Below are 14086 nucleotides of genomic sequence, written 5' to 3'. Positions count from 1 at the left end.
ATAAGTTTACTCGGCCGCCAACGCGACCAATGCCCCTGCTTGAGTTTGAAAGATCACGCGATCTGCGGCCACCACAGGTGTCCCCAGAATCGGGCTGCCATCGGTGGCGACACGCGCCACGAAAGCGCCATCTTCACGTGAAAGAAAATGGATATAGCCCTGGCCATCGCCAAGTGCCACGCTACGACCCAGAGAGACCGGCGCCGACAGACGGCGATATCCGAGTTTGTTGTTGCGCCAGACGCTGGTGCCACCATCACGCGAAAACGCAGCAACGGCACCAACATCATTGGCAGCAAAAATGAACCGCTCATCGACGCCTACACCGACATCGCTCGACCAGTCTTTTGACCAGCGCACGGTGCCGCTGGCAAGGTCGTAACAACCCACTTTGCCCTGATAAGCGACGGCACAGATTTCGCGACCGGCGATGACCGGATTACCCGAGGTATCCGAGACCCGTTCGAGTTCGGTGGCACCACGCGGATCGCCGACGGCAGCTTCCCATAACGGCGCGCCATTGTTCAGCGTCAAGGCCAGCAGACGGCCACCCGGCATGGCTGCGTAAGCGGTCGTGGCCGTCGTGACGATGCCCGGCGCGGAACGCAATGTCAGTGCCGGCGTAGTCCGCTGCAGGAACCAGCGACGCGTTCCGGTGGCAATGTCGAAGGCCGCGATGCGGTTGTCCACGCTGCGCACGATCACCATGTCTGCCGTGACTGCAGGTGCCGACAGGACTTCACTGGTGGTTTGCGCTTTCCAGCGCAACTTGCCGTTCTCGTCGAATGCAAAGATGGCACCTTTTTCGCCGGCGACCGCTACTGTATTCCCGTCGGTACCGACACCCGCGCTCAGTGGTGCACCGGCATTGATACGCCAGATCACGCTACCGGTCGCCGCGTCGAAGCGCGCGATCGTGCCATCGGCAGAGGCCGCAAAAATACTGCCGTTGGCTGCTGCTGGCGAAAATACGAAACCGTTCGATTTGCCGACCGACGCACTCCACGCGGTCCGCACCGCCATGGTCGGTTTGAATTCGACCAGCGCCGCCGGTGGATTGCGCGGCGCTGCCTTGCTGAATGGATTCAATGAGGCGCAACCGGCGAGGGTAACCAACGCCATTGCACTTGCCCATTTCACTGCACTATGCATTTTTTTCCTTTAACCGAATATCCGCAGATGCCACTGAAGCGCTGTTTCGTTACGCTTCACGACATGCCCCACCACGCTGGCGGCCCATCCTGCGGGCGCCACGCAACCCACCGCAAATCTTACGCTGCAGCCTTGACCGTCGCACCGCCAATTGCATCGAGCTTCAACTGGATCAATTGACGGCCTGGATTCTTTTGTTCAGCCTTGTCGAGCGCCAACTGGTAGGCGCTGCGTGCTTCGTCCAGCTTGTTTTGCGCAACCAGCAGATCGCCTTTGCGATCGGCGACATCGGCAGCAAACTGCGCCGGAAATTCGCCGGCAAGCAACTTCAGACCGTCGTCATAGGCTTTTTCGTCGAGCAGGATACCGGCTAGCCGAATCTTGGCAATCGCCTGGTATTCGGCATCCACACCGTGGTCAATAACCCACTGCAGTTGTGCCTTGGCGGTCTTCAGGTCATTCGCGTCCATTGCCGATTTGGCGGCGAACAGCGCACTCATTTGCGCATAGCTGGTCCGCACAAAGCGGTCCTGCATGTCGGTGGCCGCACGCTGTACCAGGGCGTTATTTTTTGCTGTTACGGCGTCTTGCAACGCGTTGTACAACTGGGCCGCCTGCGTGGTCTGGTTGCGCTGGTAATAGTTCCAGCCGGACCAGGCTGCATAGCCTGCCAGCACAATCGTCAGCGCCCAGGTCGCCAGGTTGCCGTATTGATTCCACCAAGCCCGCAGGCTGGCCATTTGTTCTTGTTCTTCGTGATCGTATGCCATGTGGACTCTGTGTTAGTGGTGATAGTGAACGTGTTCTGCGTGGTCATGGCCTTCGTGCTCGTCGCCACCGATGATCTGATCCACCAGATAGTCGGCCACGCTGTCGAACGGCACCGATGCCTGGCTGGCCTGATGCGCTTCACCCTCTGTCGCACGCAGGGCCTTGACGGTCGCCAGGTCCCCAGCCACCTCGTCTTCGCCCAGGATCACGGCGAACGCCGCACCACTTGCGTCAGCGCGTTTCATTTGCGCCTTGAAACTGCTGCTGGTGGTCGCCGACGCGCAATGTAGCACAACGTCGAGGCCAGCATCGCGCAAACGCTCTGCAACAACCGATGCCTTGAGCTGCGCGGCCTCGCCCTGATGGACCACGTACACGTCGCACTGGTTGGCCGAGTACTGTTCGCCGCTGGCCTTCATCAACTCCAGCAGGCGCTCGATACCCATCGCAAAACCGCACGACGGCGTTGGTTTGCCGCCGAACATTTCAAACAGCGAGTCGTACCGCCCGCCTGCACAGACCGTCCCCTGGGAACCGAGCTGGTCCGTGACCCATTCAAACACGGTACGGTTGTAGTAATCCATGCCGCGCACCAGGCGTGGGTTGATCGTGAAAGGCACATTGTTGTGACGCAGAATATTCTGTACGCCATCAAAGTGCGCCAGCGATTCGGCACCGAGATAACTCAGCAACTGCGGCGCCGCATTGACCATGTCCTGCATCGCCGGATTTTTGGTATCCAGTATTCGCAACGGATTGGTATGCAGGCGACGCTTGGCGTCTTCATCCAGCACCTCCATGTGCTGTTCGAAATAAGCGATCAGGTCGGCGCGGTGACGATTGCGCTCTTCAGCGTCGCCAATCGAATTCAATTCCAGTTTGATGTTATCGAGACCGAGGTCATCCCACAGACGCTGGCACAGCATGATCAGTTCGGCATCGATGTCCGGGCCGGAAAAACCCACGGCCTCGGCGCCAACCTGATGAAACTGTCGGTAGCGACCACGCTGCGGGCGCTCGTGACGGAACATCGGACCTGCGTACCAGAGCCGCTTCGGCCCTTCGTAGGTCAGGTTGTGTTCGATCACGGCACGCACCACGCCGGCGGTACTTTCGGGGCGCAGCGTCAGCAGGTCACCATTCATCGAATCAGCGAACGAATACATTTCCTTTTCGACGATGTCCGTGACTTCGCCGAGTCCGCGCGCGAACAATGCCGTAGGCTCGACGATGGGGGTGCGAATCTGCTGGAAGCCGTAACTTTTCAGCACGGTTTGCACCGTGTTTTCGAACAGCTCCCACAAGCCGGCATCGGCTGGCAGGATATCGTTCATGCCCTTCACACCGACAATTTTTTCGGCTTTTTTTGGTGCTGCTTTTTTATCTGACATGGTGTTGGGTGATGTTGGGTAACAGGTAACAGCTAATCGGCAACGGCTTCAGGCTACTGCGCTGGTTTTGCCGTAGCGGGTTTGCACATAGTCCAGCACGATCGCCTGGAATTCTTCGGAAATGCGGTCGCCACGCAAGGTCACGGTTTTTTCACCATCGACGAATACCGGCGCTGCCGGGGTTTCACCAGTGCCCGGCAGACTGATGCCGATGTTGGCATGGCGCGATTCACCCGGGCCATTGACGATGCAGCCCATGACGGCGACGTTCATTGCTTCAACGCCGGGATAATCGACTTTCCAGACCGGCATCTGATCCCGCAAATAGGTCTGGATACTGTCAGCCAGTTCCTGGAATGTCGTCGAGGTGGTGCGACCACAGCCGGGGCAGGCAATGACCATCGGCGTGAACTTGCGCAGGCCCATGGTTTGCAGGATTTCCTGGCCGACGATGACTTCACGGGTGCGGTCGCCACCGGGTTCGGGCGTCAGCGAAATCCGGATCGTGTCACCGATACCTTCTTGCAGCAATACCGACAGCGCCGCGGTCGAGGCGACGATGCCCTTGCTGCCCATGCCGGCTTCGGTCAGGCCAAGATGGAGCGGATAGTCGCAGCGTTTGGCGAGCTCGCGATAGACCGCGATCAGGTCCTGCACGCCCGATACCTTGCACGACAGGATGATCTTGTCGCGTGCCAGGCCAAGTTCTTCGGCACGCAATGCGTTTTCGATGGCCGATGTGACGAGGGCTTCGTACATGACCGATTGCGCCGGCCACGGCTGCTCGCGCCCGGCGTTTTCATCCATGATCCGCGCCAGCAATGCCTGATCGAGACTGCCCCAGTTGACACCGATCCGTACCGGTTTGTCATAGCGGCACGCTGCCTCGATCATCTGGGCAAATTGCGTATCGCGCTTGGCACCCTGCCCGACATTGCCGGGGTTGATACGGTATTTCGACAACGCGCGGGCGCAGTCGGGATAGTCCTTGAGTAGGGTGTGGCCGTTGTAATGGAAATCGCCCACCAGCGGTACATCCACACCCATGCGGTCGAGTTGCTCGCGAATCGCCGGCACTGCCGCAGCCGCCTCCGGATTATTGACGGTAATGCGCACCAGCTCGGAACCAGCGCGGGCCAGTTCCTTGATCTGGATTGCCGTACCGATTGCGTCGGCCGTATCGGTATTGGTCATCGACTGGATGACCACGGGCGCATCGCCACCGACGAGGATAACGCGCTCGCCGTGCCGGATGGCGACTTGACGCACGAGCCGGCGCAACGACGGACCTGACGCGATGGGCAGGCAAGGAGGGATCACTATCGTCGTCATTTCAAATTCAATCGCGCAACGTTATTCTTTGCAGTCTCTTGCAATTCCAGCGGGGCTCCCCGCAGGGTCGCATCGACGCCCGATGCGTTGCCTACGACCAGCAGTACCGGCTCGGAAATATCGAATGTCTCGGTGGTGCCGGCGCGGTACAGCTTCGAGGCAACGGCATCCTTGCCTGCACCGCGGATTTCTATCCACGAGTCGCTGCGCAAATTTAATACCAGCTTGTTGCTACCGGCGACTGGCGTGGCAACGGCACCTTGTTTCTTGCCCGCAGGCTCCAGCAATTCGGGCTTGAATACCGGAATCGCCGCGGTGGTTGCGGGCACCAGAGCGGACACTGCTGCGGCATTCGGTGCAGTAGCGCCCGGCGCAAGCAATGCGGGTGTCTCCGGAATAATTTCAACATGCCCCGGCGTTGTTGTTGTGTCAGCATTCAACGTCGTAGCGGCACCCTCAACACCGGCGGAGCCACTACCACGCAAATTGGTCAATCCGTCCGACACTTTTGCAGACGCGGTTTCGAGGTCATTGGGAATCCACCCGAAATGCTGCGCCAGCGAAACACCCCCGATCACCGCCACCGCGAATAGCAGCGCCGAATACCATTTCGAGGCAGCACGGTGCGAACGCACGGAACCGGTCCTGCTCTCCGAAAAATGCGCTGGTGGAAGCGTACGGCGGGCCGGTGCCCCATCGGTGACACCGATGGTGTCCGTCGACAAAGTCGCCATTTTCGCCATCAGCGGCACCGGGTCCATACGCAGTAGTTTTGCGTAAGCGCGTATAAAACCGCGCGTAATCGCGATACCCGGCAACGCTGCATGGTTGTCGTCTTCGATTGCCTGAATTTGCCGTGGTGCGAGATTGAGATGGTTGGCCGCTTCGGCGACCGTCCAGCCGAGCGACTGGCGCTGGCGCGCCATTTGCGCACCCGGTGTCATGACACCGTCGGCAGGAGACTTGTTCGCGGATAGCTCATCGAACAATACTGGGTTGGTTCCGTCTTCACTCATCAAAAGCTCCCCGCTGATACGTCGCGAATTCCGTGGACGCCGGATAGCGTCGTCGCAACTGTGTTCCCAGGCTGTTTTCCGCAGTGCGGTCGCCCAGTTTATGTTCAATTCTGATCGACAACCACAGCACTTCCGGGCTAAAGATGTCCGCCTTCAGCAGGCGACCAGTATAGAACTGGGCGCGCTCGTATTCGCGACGACCGTAATGGAGTTTGGCCAGGTTGAGCGCCGCAGAAGCATTCGCGGGATCGAACTGAAATGCCTGCTTGAAGTAACGCTCTGCCGCTGCGTCGTTGTTCAGTTTCAGGCTGCACAGGCCGGCGTTATTCAAGGCCTTTGACGGGTATTGATAACTGCGACTTTTCAGGGTCGTTTCAAAGTAGGTGATCGATTCTGCCACCCGGCCATTCTGGCAAAGAAACCAGCCGTAATTATTGGTCAGGTCAGGATTATTTGGCGCGAGCTTGATGGCATATTGAAAATTATCATCCGCCAGTTTGGTCTCGCCCATGTCCATGTAAATCAGTGCGCGCACGCTGTAAGCGTCGGACAGATTCGGGTCGGATTGGAGCGCCTGCTTGATCTCATCCAGCGCCACCGGCAACTGGCGCTGCTCGTAGTAATTGATCGCCAGCTCAAGGCGTATCTGGGCACGTCGCTGGCTGTCGGTGCGGTCTGACGGCGTTGCCAGTTCTGCTTGCGAGCCGGGCACACCCGGCCCAGTTGTCACGCAACCGGCCAGACTAAACACGACCAGTATTCCGAGCATCAAGCCAATTTTTTTCAAGAAGTCACCTCGACAAGCCGACCGAAATTCTTACCGAATTTTTCCTGATATTCCGCCATTTTTTGCATGCGCTCCTGCACTTTGGTGCGATCCTGCACTTCCCCTGCCAACTGGCCGCAGGCCGCATCGATGTCGTCACCGCGGGTCTTGCGGATGGTCGTGACGATGCCTGCGTCCATCAGGACCTGAGCAAACAGCTTGATCTGCGGGTTGTTCGAGCGGGTCAGACCTGACTCGGGAAACGGATTGAACGGAATCAGATTGAATTTGCAGGGCACGGGTTCGGCGCCGTGCCGCACCAGCGCCACCAGTTCGCGCGCATGCTGCTCGGTATCGTTGACGCCGTCGAGCATGCAGTACTCGAAGGTCACGAAGTCGCGCGGCGCGAACGGCAGGTAACGCACGCACGCTGCCATCAATTCCTTGAGCGGATATTTTTTGTTCAGCGGGACCAGGCCATCGCGCAGCGCATCGTTGGACGCGTGCAGCGATACCGCTAGTGCAACAGCGCAATCCTGGCCAAGCTTGTCGATCATCGGAACGACGCCGCTGGTAGAAAGAGTTACACGGCGGCGCGACAAACCGTACGCATTGTCATCAAGCATCAGCTTCAATGCCGTGACAGTCGGCTCGTAATTGAGCAGCGGCTCGCCCATGCCCATCATGACCACGTTGGTGATCTGGCGCTCGCCTTTCGGGCCGGGTTCGATGCCTTTGGTCTTGCGCAATTCGAATTCGGCCATCCACAACTGGCCGATGATTTCACCGACAGTCAGGTTGCGATTGAAGCCTTGTTTGCCGGTCGAACAGAACCGGCAGTTTACTGCGCAGCCCGCTTGCGTCGAAATGCATAGCGTGCCGCGATTTTCTTCCGGAATGAACACGGTCTCTACTGCATTGCCCTGCCCCACATCGAGCAGCCACTTGCGCGTGCCGTCAGTCGACGTATGGTCGCTGATCACGGCGGGTGATGCCACGATCGCGCGCGTCGCCAGTTTGTCGCGCAATGATTTTGCCAGGTCAGTCATCGCCGCAAAATCGCTGGCACCGAATTGATGGATCCAGCGTTGCAACTGCTTGGCGCGAAACGGCTTCTCACCCAGCTCGCCGCAATACGCCACGAGCTGCGCAGGATCCAGGTCCAGCAAATTGGTGAGAGCCATATGAAACCTATTTTCAGTGTCGCTGCATCGCGTTGCCATCAAAAGTAACGCGACAGCGATCAAACATCAATTATCGGGAGTAAATATTCAGCGCAGGGAAGAAATATGCGATTTCGACCAGAGCTGTTTCTGCTGCATCGGAGCCATGCACTGCATTGGCATCGATCGAATCAGCGAAGTCAGCACGGATGGTGCCTTTGTCTGCTTTTTTAGGATCGGTTGCGCCGAGCAGGTCACGATGCTTGGCAATGGCGTTTTCGCCTTCGAGGGCTTGAACCACGACAGGACCGGAGATCATGAAATCAACCAGATCCTTGAAAAATGGACGGGCGCTGTGCACGGCGTAGAAGCCTTCTGCTTCGGCGCGGGACAGGTGGATCATGCGCGAGGCGATGATTTTCAAACCAGCATTTTCAAAACGGGTGTAAATTTGACCGATCACATTTTTTGCAACGGCGTCAGGCTTGATAATTGACAGGGTACGTTCGATGGCCATCTGGAAAAACTCCAATGAAATTAAAGGGTTAAGTGGTAAAGTCACTCAACTAATGAACCGCGGAGTTTACCATGAAAGCCCAGGCATAAGGCCAAAGCCATGACGATAGCCCGGTCAAGTCAGTCGAACTTCGCTTCTTTTCGCTTCTTTTTATTCAATTTGCATTTCCTGGAGGACGCATGAACCAACCACTGCAACAAACCTATTCACATCAGGACATCGCCCGAAGCGCAGGCCACCGCGTGATGCGCAACACCTACTGGCTGCTGGCGCTATCGATGATTCCATCGGTGCTGGGCGCCTGGCTCGGTGTGCAAATAAAATTCACACTGTTTGCCGGCAATCCGATGATCGGCATGATCGCCTTCATGGCAATCGCCTTCGGTTTCTTTTACGCGATTGAAAAAACCAAGGATTCCGGCTGGGGCGTCGCCGTCCTGCTGGGTTTCACCTTCTTCATGGGACTGATGCTGTCGCGCCTGATCAACCAGACGCTGGGCTATTCGAACGGCGGCGCGCTGGTCATGACGGCGTTCGGTGGAACCGCCACCATTCTTGGCGTGATGGCGACCATTGCGACGGTATCGAAACGGGATTTTTCGGGTATGGGCCGCTGGCTGTTTGCCGGTGTACTGGTGATTCTGGTCGCCGCCGTGGCGAATATTTTCTTGCAGATGCCGGCGCTTTATCTGGCCGTCTCGGTGCTGGCGATCGGCATTTTTTCTGCCTATATCCTGCATGACGTGCAACAGGTCATCAACGGTGGCGAGACCAATTACATCCGCGCGACGCTGAATATCTATCTCGATGTCTACAACATTTTTGCCAATCTGCTGGCACTACTAGGGATCTTCGGCGGCCAACGCGACTGATGCCGTTGCCGTCTCTCTGACCAACAAAAAGCCGACCCGCAGGTCGGTTTTTTGCTGGCAACTCCGGATTCAATCTGCCAGGTCGAATACCGCGATCGACTCGACGTGGGCTGTATGCGGGAACATGTTGACCACGCCGGCCTGCGACAGCACATAGCCACCTTCCACCAGCAAATGCGCGTCACGCGCCAGCGTGGCCGGATTACACGATACGTAGACTATCCGCCTCGGCTTCAGAGCCGGCGTCAGCTCGGCAATCGCTTCGCACAGCGCCATCGCACCATCACGCGGCGGGTCGACCAGCATGCGGTCGAAATAGCCAAGCGCGACCAGATCCGCGCTACTGACATCGAACAGATTACGGCATTCGAACGTGGTCTTGGCTTCCAGCGCATTGACGACGGCGTTCTGCATCGCCCGCTGGGTCAGCGCAGTACTGCCCTCGATGCCCACGACGGCGCGCGCCTGCGTGGCGATCGGCAACGTAAAATTGCCGAGACCGCAGAACAGGTCGGCAATCCGGTCGTCCGGCTGCGCATCGAGCAGGCGCAACGCGCGCCCGACCAGCACCCGGTTGATCTGGTGGTTGACCTGCGTGAAGTCGGTTGGCTTGAACGGCATGCGGATGCCGAATTCGGGCAGCGAGTAATGCAACTGCTGATCGGCCGGATAGTACGGCGTGGCGCTTTCCGGCCCGGCGATTTGCAGCCACCAGTGCACTTGGTGCTCGTCGGCAAAGGCTTTTAATTTGATTTCATCGGCGGGCGCCAGCGGCGCCATGATGCGTAGCACCAGTACCGTGACCACGCCGCTGGCGCCTTCACCGACTGCCAGTTCGATTTGCGGGACCTGCTCCATGATGCTCAGTGCCGCGATCAGTGCGCGCAATGGCACCAGCAGCGCCGACACCTTGGGCGGCAACACCTCGCAACTGGTCATGTCGGTCAGGTAAGACGATTTTTTTTCAATGAAACCGACCAGCACGCCGCCCTTGCCCGGCACGTTGCGCACCGACAGCCGCGCCCGATAGCGGTAGCCCCAGGTTGGCCCGTAAATCGGGCGCAACATCATGCCTGCACGCACTTTGCCGATATGCCAAAGATTGTCCTCCAGCACGCGCTGCTTGATCGCGACTTGCGCCGCCGGGTCGAGATGCTGCATGGCGCATCCGCCGCAGGTGCCAAAATAGACGCACTTTGGCGTCACGCGCATGGCCGACTGGCGCAACAGGCCGGTCATGACTGCCGCTTCCCATTTGGCTTTTTTGCGAAAGGACACAAAGCGTACCTGTTCGCCTGGCAGAGCGCCTTCGACAAAGATCACCTTGCCATGGCTGCCATCCTCGTTGACGAGGTTGCCCACGCCGCGTGCTTCCATGTCGAGGGATCGGATTTCTAGAATATCGTGCGGCATAAGAAGATGAGTTAGCTGAACGGATGACGGCTCCGTTCGATGAAAAAAGTAGGGGTTACAACAATGCGTCCTTGCCAACGCCACGCGAGGCCAGTGCACGCTTGAGCTTGATCAGGGCCTCCTGCTGGATTTGCCGGACGCGCTCGCGGGTCACGCCCATTTCGATGGCCAGCTCTTCGAGGGTCGCGGGATCGTCATTGTCGAGACCGAAGCGGCGCAGGATCACGGTGCGCTGTTTGTCGGGTAATTTCAGCAACCAGTCGCGCAACAGTATCGACGTTTCGTGCTGCTCTGCCTGCGCTTCGGGATTGTCGGCCACATCGCCCGGCAACAAGTCCATCAAGCTACCCATCGGATCATTGTCGAGCGGTGCATCGAGCGAGGTCGCATGCTCGGACAGGGCCAGAATGTCCTGCACATCCTCGACGGACCGCTCGGTCATGTGAGCAATGTCGTCGATGGTAGCGTCCTTGCCATCGTGATGCTGCGCCTCCAGATGGTATTTGGCGCGCAGCACCTGGTTCAATTCACGCACCATGTGGATGGGCAGGCGCACCGTCCGCGCCTGGTTCATGATGGCCCGTTCGATACTCTGCCGGATCCACCAGGTCGCGTACGTCGAGAAGCGGAAACCGCGCTCGGGCTCGAATTTGTCGATAGCCCGCATCAGGCCCAGATTGCCTTCTTCGATCAGGTCGAGCAGCACGACACCGCGGTTGATGTAGTGTTTGGCAATCGACACGACGAGCCGCAGATTGTGCTCGATCATGACTTGTCTTGCTGCAAACTCACCGCTCTTGGCAAGCGTGGCGTAATGCACTTCCTGCGGCACCGTCAACAGCGGACGCATGCCGATCTGGTTCAGGTAATGCTGCGTGGCGTCGGTCGACAGCTCGGATGCCAGCACTTTTTTCAGTGCATCGATGGTATCGGCGACGACCACGCCGCCATGCCCAACCACCTCGATCTCGCCGTCGTCAGCGAGTCCCGCTACATTCAGCGGCACATCGTCGGACGCCTCGTCAGCTGCGTCGTCATCGTCGCGATCTGTGTTCATTTAGCGGTTGGGCAGGAATTTCGACGGGTCGACCGGCTTGCCTTGCTGGCGAATTTCAAAATGTAGTTTGACCGAATCGGCGTCGGAGTTTCCCATCTCGGCGATCTTCTCTCCGCGCGCCACGGTCTGGCCTTCCTTGACCACGATCGCCTTGTTATGGGCATAGGCCGACAACAAGTTATTGGTGTGCTTGACGATCACCAGATTGCCGTAGCCACGAATGCCACTGCCGGCGTACATGACCTTGCCGGCACCCGCTGCCACGACCGGTTGGCCGAGCTTGCCGGCAATGTCGATACCTTTCTTGCCACCATCGAAGGTGCCGACGGTGCGCCCCTCGGTCGGCCAGATAAACCCGACGTTTTCTTCGTCCATGACCACATTGTCGGCGGGCTTGTCGGCCGACTTCGGTGCATCGGCACGCGCTGCCGGCGCGACGGATGGCGTGGTCGAATTGCTGTCTGGCTTTTGCAGCTCGGCCAGTGCCGCCTCGGAATACGGACGCTTGTCACCGCGCGGACCGGATTTATTGACGACAGGCCCGGTCGTGGCGGCAGGTCCGTTCAACGGACGAACGTCGACACCGGAGCCGGGAGCAATAGCGCCTGTTTGCGCAGCGCCGTTCGGTGGCAAGACGCGCAATACCTGGTCAACACGAATGTCGTTGGGATTGGTCAGGTTATTCCACGTCACCAGGTCACGTGAATTTTGGCCGTACTCCTGAGCGATGCGATTGATAGTCTCGCCTTTTTTGACGGTGTGGAAACCGCGTTCGTCGGGTGCCCGAGGGATCACGGCGCCGTCAGTACCGGTACGGGAGAGTGCAGATTGGGTTGCCAGATCGACGACCGGTGCAGCATTGCGCGTCGTGCTGCAACCGGACATGACGCCGGCCAGCAAGATCAGGAAGAGTAGGTGAGGTTTATTCATTCAATTCTGGTTTGGTTCGTCTTGCTAGGTTGCTGGCGATTTTCAGACGGTGCCCGCTTGCAGCGGCACGAAGTGGCAATCTTCCAGCGTGGTATGGACCCAATCGAACTTGCTGACACGTTCGACCAGCTGGAGCACCTGATGGCGGGCTCCGACAGGAGCGACCAGCCTGCCGCCTATGGACATCTGATCCAGCAATGCCTGCGGAATGTTGAGTCCCGCTGCCGCCAGGATAATGCCGTCGAACGGGGCTGCCTGTGCGAGGCCGAGCATACCATCTCCGTACTGCAAGCGGACATTTGCGATGCGCATCGGACGCAGGTTGGTACGCGCCAGCTCGTGCAAAGGACGAATCCGTTCGATCGAATACACCTCTGTTGCCACCACCGACAACACCGCAGCCTGATAGCCGCAGCCGGTACCGATTTCGAGTACGCGGTTCAGGACGCCGCCGTTACGCAGCACTTCAATCATGCGTGCCACGATGTACGGCTGCGAGATAGTTTGTTGGTAGCCGATCGGGATGGAGGCGTCGACATACGCTTGTGCGACCAGTCCGGGCTCGATGAACAGATGACGCTGCACCGCTTCCATCGCACCCAGCACCAGCTTGTCCTTGATGCCCTGATTGGCCAGACGCGCGACCATGGCACGGCGTACGCTCTCGGAGACCAGCGGTTGCTGTCGTTCGGGATTGGCACTCATGCGGCGTTCGATCGCTGGAGTGACGCGACCGGTCAGGCTGCGCGCCGCATTTTGCGTGGCCGTTTGTGGCGTGGCGACCCGGACCGACGGGCTACCTGAACTGCTCCGCTTTTGCTGATCAACCACGGACGACAGCGACAGCGGAAATCGCCGGTCCTTGCCGGTCATGACAAGCTCTTTGTCAGGTTATCGAGTTGCGCGGTATGCGTCAGGTCGATTTGTAACGGTGTGATCGATACCTTGCCCTGCGCGGTCGCATGGAAGTCGGTGCCCTCGCCAGCGTCTCTGGCTTTTCCGGCAGGACCGATCCAGTAAATCTCACGCCCGTGCGGATCGATCGCCTTGATCACGGCTTCGGATTGATGGCGTTTGCCTAACCGGGTTGCCACGACCTCTTGCAAGGCGGCATACGGCAGGTTGGGAATATTGACATTGAGCAGATACGGTTTTTGCAGCTGGTCGAATTTGCGCAGAACGATCTCGCGTGCGATGCGGGCGGCAGATTCGAGCTCGCCCCAGCCCTTGTCGACCTGCGAAAACGCAATCGACGGAATCCCAAACAGAAAACCCTCGGTCGCCGCAGCGACAGTGCCAGAATACAGCGTGTCGTCACCCATGTTCTGACCCTGGTTGATGCCCGACACAATCAGGTCTGGCCGGAACGACAGCAAGCCGGTCAGCGCCACATGCACACAGTCCGACGGTGTGCCATTGACAAAATGAAAGCCGTTCGCCGCCGTGTACACCGACAACGGCCGATCCAGCGTCAGGGAATTGGACGAGCCGGAACGATTGCTGTCAGGCGCAACCACCACGATCTCGGCAATCGATGCCAAGGCATCGGCGAGCGCCACGATCCCGGGCGCGAGGTAACCATCGTCATTGCTGATTAAGATTTTCATGCCGCAGATTTTACCTGAAGCACTATCCGGATTCAGTCCAACCGATCAAGAATATGCGGCATAATCAAAAATCAAACGATCGTTCTTTTTATTTCAGTA

The 14086-nt window shown here is 58.5% G+C and carries 14 protein-coding genes; 1 reads left to right on the top strand and 13 read right to left on the bottom strand.

The genetic code is table 11. From position 1 onward, the window contains the following. Positions 1–6 precede the first annotated feature (6 nt). The 8 genes from bamB to ndk form a co-directional block, all read right to left on the bottom strand. Complete coding sequence (bamB, locus tag ABD720_RS18885) at positions 7–1122, bottom strand: outer membrane protein assembly factor BamB (RefSeq protein WP_344765741.1); 1116 nt, start codon at positions 1120–1122, stop codon at positions 7–9. A gap of 149 nt (positions 1123–1271) precedes the next feature. After that, positions 1272–1922 (bottom strand): tetratricopeptide repeat protein, encoded by a 651-nt coding sequence (locus ABD720_RS18880; RefSeq protein WP_344765740.1) that lies wholly within the window; start codon positions 1920–1922, stop codon positions 1272–1274. Positions 1923–1934: 12 nt separating this feature from the next. Further along, positions 1935–3314, bottom strand: a complete 1380-nt coding sequence (hisS, locus tag ABD720_RS18875; protein ID WP_344765739.1) for a histidine--tRNA ligase — start codon at positions 3312–3314, stop codon at positions 1935–1937. A gap of 48 nt (positions 3315–3362) precedes the next feature. Beyond that, a complete protein-coding gene (gene ispG, locus ABD720_RS18870; RefSeq protein ID WP_344765738.1) occupies positions 3363–4646 on the bottom strand; it encodes a flavodoxin-dependent (E)-4-hydroxy-3-methylbut-2-enyl-diphosphate synthase in 1284 nt (427 codons plus the stop codon). Continuing rightward, the gene (locus ABD720_RS18865) at positions 4643–5662 is read right to left on the bottom strand and encodes a RodZ domain-containing protein (RefSeq protein WP_344765737.1); all 1020 of its coding nucleotides are present in this window, start codon (positions 5660–5662) and stop codon (positions 4643–4645) included. The genes ispG and ABD720_RS18865 overlap by 4 nt, the downstream gene beginning before the upstream one ends. After that, on the bottom strand, positions 5655–6431 hold the full coding sequence (gene pilW / locus ABD720_RS18860; RefSeq protein ID WP_425548011.1) for a type IV pilus biogenesis/stability protein PilW: 777 nt from the start codon (positions 6429–6431) through the stop codon (positions 5655–5657). Before pilW ends, ABD720_RS18865 begins: the two co-directional genes overlap by 8 nt. Positions 6432–6445: 14 nt before the next feature. After that, positions 6446–7612 carry a dual-specificity RNA methyltransferase RlmN gene (gene rlmN / locus ABD720_RS18855; RefSeq protein ID WP_344765734.1) on the bottom strand — a complete coding sequence of 389 codons (1167 nt, stop codon included), beginning with the start codon at positions 7610–7612 and terminating at the stop codon, positions 6446–6448. Between the two features lie 70 nt (positions 7613–7682). Further along, entirely contained in the window at positions 7683–8108 is a 426-nt protein-coding gene (ndk, locus tag ABD720_RS18850; RefSeq protein WP_344765732.1) for a nucleoside-diphosphate kinase, read from the bottom strand. A gap of 179 nt (positions 8109–8287) precedes the next feature. Between ndk and ABD720_RS18845 the strand changes: the two genes are divergently transcribed. Then, on the top strand, positions 8288–8980 hold the full coding sequence (locus ABD720_RS18845) for a Bax inhibitor-1/YccA family protein (protein WP_344765730.1): 693 nt from the start codon (positions 8288–8290) through the stop codon (positions 8978–8980). A gap of 69 nt (positions 8981–9049) precedes the next feature. On the opposite strand, the gene rlmD is transcribed toward ABD720_RS18845, so the two are convergent. From rlmD to surE, 5 genes are read right to left on the bottom strand one after another with little or no spacing between them, the layout of a single operon-like run. Then, positions 9050–10393, bottom strand: coding sequence for a 23S rRNA (uracil(1939)-C(5))-methyltransferase RlmD (gene rlmD / locus ABD720_RS18840; protein WP_344765728.1), 1344 nt, complete (start codon positions 10391–10393; stop codon positions 9050–9052). A 55-nt stretch (positions 10394–10448) separates the two neighbouring features. Continuing rightward, on the bottom strand, positions 10449–11450 hold the full coding sequence (rpoS, locus tag ABD720_RS18835; RefSeq protein ID WP_344765727.1) for an RNA polymerase sigma factor RpoS: 1002 nt from the start codon (positions 11448–11450) through the stop codon (positions 10449–10451). Next, positions 11451–12380 (bottom strand): peptidoglycan DD-metalloendopeptidase family protein, encoded by a 930-nt coding sequence (locus ABD720_RS18830; protein ID WP_344765726.1) that lies wholly within the window; start codon positions 12378–12380, stop codon positions 11451–11453. A gap of 42 nt (positions 12381–12422) precedes the next feature. Beyond that, positions 12423–13253 (bottom strand): protein-L-isoaspartate(D-aspartate) O-methyltransferase, encoded by an 831-nt coding sequence (locus tag ABD720_RS18825; protein ID WP_344765725.1) that lies wholly within the window; start codon positions 13251–13253, stop codon positions 12423–12425. Further along, entirely contained in the window at positions 13250–13987 is a 738-nt protein-coding gene (gene surE / locus ABD720_RS18820; RefSeq protein WP_344765724.1) for a 5'/3'-nucleotidase SurE, read from the bottom strand. Before surE ends, ABD720_RS18825 begins: the two co-directional genes overlap by 4 nt. Positions 13988–14086: the final 99 nt, after the last annotated feature.

Origin of the sequence: Actimicrobium antarcticum, assembly GCF_039536745.1 — a bacterium.
Classification (GTDB): Bacteria; Pseudomonadota; Gammaproteobacteria; order Burkholderiales; family Burkholderiaceae_D; genus Actimicrobium; species Actimicrobium antarcticum.
This window is presented reverse-complemented; position numbering and strand designations above follow the sequence as displayed.